A 3,086-nucleotide genomic window follows, 5' to 3' on the forward strand; every position below is an offset into this window, starting at 1 on the left:
GGCGAGCTGCCGCCCGAGGAGGTCAGGGCGCTCGAGGAGGAGGCGGCCTCCATCAAGGGCAGCCGCTACGCGCTCGTGAAGAACCCCGAGGACCTCACCGACGGCCAGAGGGCGAGGCTGGATTGGCTACACTAGGTTGGACAGTTTCACGAGGGCCTACGGAAGGAGGCTCGGATGGCCGATCCAAAGCACCCGAGGCATTTCACCGACGAGTTCAAGAGGCAGATTGTGTCGCTCTACAACGCAGGGAAGCCGCCAAGCGAGATCATGCGCGAGTACGATCTCGGGAGCACGACGCTGCGAAGGTGGATCAACTCCATCAACGCCACCGGCTCGCCGCACGCCGCCGACAACAGGACGCCCGAGCAGAACAGGATCATCGAGTTGGAGCGCGAGAACAAGAGGCTCCGCATGGAGGTCGACGTCCTAAAACAAGCGGCGCTGATATTCGCACGAAAGTGACGGTGATAGCGGCTAACGCCGACCGCTACCCGGTATCAGCGCAGTGCGAGATCCTCGGCGTGCCGCGCTCGACCTACTACTACCTCCGCTCGCGCCCGGAGCCCCCGCCCGCGCCGGACCCCGTCGAGCCCGACGTTCTCGCCGTCCATGCGGAGAGCAAGGGCAGGTACGGCGCGAGGAAGGTCAAGGCGTCGCTCGAGCGGCGCGGCGTCGTCGCGAGCCGCAGGCGGATATCCCGCATCATGAGGGAGAACGGCCTCTCGAGCGCGTACGGGAGGAAGCGCTTCAAGGCGCACCCGGGCAAGCCGAACGAGGCGGAGCTGCCGAACGTGCTCGACCGGTCCTTCGACGGGTACGCTCCGCGCACGCACGTCTGCAGCGACCTCACCTACGTGCGCGCCGGCGGCTCCTGGTGCTACGTCTGCCTGCTCGTCGACCTCTACAACAGGGAGATCGTCGGCTGCTCGGCGGGAAGCAGCAAGGGGGCGAAGCTCGTCAAGGCAGCCTTCGCGACCCTGGAGTTCCCGATCTCGGACATCGAGGTCTTCCACACCGACCGCGGCAGCGAGTTCGACAACGCCGAGATCGACCTCATGCTTGAGACGTTCGGCATCGAGCGGTCGCTCTCCGCCAAGGGCTGCCCCTACGACAACGCGGTCGACGAGTCGACGAACAAGATACTCAAGGCGGAGCTGGTCTACAGGGACAGCTTCTCCGGCCTCCGCGACCTGCAGGCCAAGCTGTCCGACTACGTGCACTGGTACAACAACTTCAGGATCCACTCGACGCTCGGCTACATGAGCCCCGTCGAGTTCAGGAAGGCGGGGCTGATCCTGTCGAAACCGTCCAAATAAGTGTTGCCAATCCAGGCTCGAGGCGCTCAAGAAGAGGGCCGGCTCGCGGCTGGTCAGGGCCTGGGAGCTCAAGGAGGACCTGCGGGCCGTCTTCCGGGCAGCCGACGGCTCCGAGGCCGCCGAGCTGCTCGACGACTGGATGCACAGGGCCGCCTACTGCAAGATCGCCAAGGTCGTCGCCGTGGAGAAGAAGGTGCGCCGCCGGCGCGACGACATCATCGCCGCAGTCGAGCTCGGCATCAGCAACGGGCGCGTAGAGGCTGTCAACAACAAGATCAAGGTGACGGTGAGGATGGGCTACGGCTTCCGCAACACCGACAACCTCGTGGCCCTGCTCATGCTCAGGTGCGGCGACTGCCAGCCCCAGCTCCCGGGTCGCCCGGCGAAGGCGAGGAAGAAGGGCGTGAAGGGAGCGAAGAGCGTTGCCGCCTAGGCTAGCCCCTTGTCACACAAACTACCGAAGCCTCTTATAATTAGCTTCTTGGGGTATCTTTAAATACTGTAGAAAAGAGGAAGGAAATAATAAATGGCTAAAATGAGAATATCACCGGAATTGAAAAAACTGATCGAAAAATACCGCTGCGTAAAAGATACGGAAGGAATGTCTCCTGCTAAGGTATATAAGCTGGTGGGAGAAAATGAAAACCTATATTTAAAAATGACGGACAGCCGGTATAAAGGGACCACCTATGATGTGGAACGGGAAAAGGACATGATGCTATGGCTGGAAGGAAAGCTGCCTGTTCCAAAGGTCCTGCACTTTGAACGGCATGATGGCTGGAGCAATCTGCTCATGAGTGAGGCCGATGGCGTCCTTTGCTCGGAAGAGTATGAAGATGAACAAAGCCCTGAAAAGATTATCGAGCTGTATGCGGAGTGCATCAGGCTCTTTCACTCCATCGACATATCGGATTGTCCCTATACGAATAGCTTAGACAGCCGCTTAGCCGAATTGGATTACTTACTGAATAACGATCTGGCCGATGTGGATTGCGAAAACTGGGAAGAAGACACTCCATTTAAAGATCCGCGCGAGCTGTATGATTTTTTAAAGACGGAAAAGCCCGAAGAGGAACTTGTCTTTTCCCACGGCGACCTGGGAGACAGCAACATCTTTGTGAAAGATGGCAAAGTAAGTGGCTTTATTGATCTTGGGAGAAGCGGCAGGGCGGACAAGTGGTATGACATTGCCTTCTGCGTCCGGTCGATCAGGGAGGATATCGGGGAAGAACAGTATGTCGAGCTATTTTTTGACTTACTGGGGATCAAGCCTGATTGGGAGAAAATAAAATATTATATTTTACTGGATGAATTGTTTTAGTACCTAGATTTAGATGTCTAAAAAGCTTTAACTACAAGCTTTTTAGACATCTAATCTTTTCTGAAGTACATCCGCAACTGTCCATACTCTGATGTTTTATATCTTTTCTAAAAGTTCGCTAGATAGAGTTCTATATTAGAGATGTAAAGAGTTTTGGTGAAGAGGTTTGTGAGTATGGCTTTTATAACCAGGGTGCAATGAGAAGCACTAACAGCAGCTAGCTTAAGAACGCATAGGATATACTTTTTATGGAAGTCACAGAGGAGGAATAAAATTTGAACAGGATTAACAGAGTAACCTCTATTCTTATTCAGCTGCAATCAAAAAAAATGGCTCTTCGGTGGTTTCTGTGGGAGAGATTCCGGCATAGGCCCAGCTCAGCGGGCGAAAACAACGATCTGGAACTGAAACGGCCCCGGGAGGGGCCGTTTCCGCGTCATCCGCCTATG

At 55.9% G+C, this 3,086-nt stretch carries 2 protein-coding genes and 2 pseudogenes; all 4 read left to right on the forward strand.

The annotated features are described in order from the left end of the window. Positions 1 to 174 precede the first annotated feature (174 nt). Positions 175 to 357, forward strand: a pseudogene (locus LQE90_RS12545) (transposase); the annotation flags it as partial. Beyond that, on the forward strand, positions 306 to 1,316 hold the full coding sequence (locus tag LQE90_RS12260) for an IS3 family transposase (RefSeq protein ID WP_231088350.1): 1,011 nt from the start codon (positions 306 to 308) through the stop codon (positions 1,314 to 1,316). The pseudogene LQE90_RS12545 and the gene LQE90_RS12260, both read left to right, overlap by 52 nt. Before the next feature lie 22 nt (positions 1,317 to 1,338). Continuing rightward, a pseudogene (locus LQE90_RS12265) lies at positions 1,339 to 1,749 on the forward strand (ISL3 family transposase); the annotation flags it as partial. A 93-nt stretch (positions 1,750 to 1,842) separates the two neighbouring features. Beyond that, positions 1,843 to 2,637, forward strand: coding sequence for an aminoglycoside O-phosphotransferase APH(3')-IIIa (gene aph(3')-IIIa, locus LQE90_RS12270; RefSeq protein WP_001096887.1), 795 nt, complete (start codon positions 1,843 to 1,845; stop codon positions 2,635 to 2,637). The last annotated feature ends 449 nt before the right edge of the window (positions 2,638 to 3,086 follow it).

This window comes from Paraeggerthella hominis (assembly GCF_021044775.1).
Taxonomy (GTDB): domain Bacteria; phylum Actinomycetota; class Coriobacteriia; order Coriobacteriales; family Eggerthellaceae; genus Paraeggerthella; species Paraeggerthella hominis.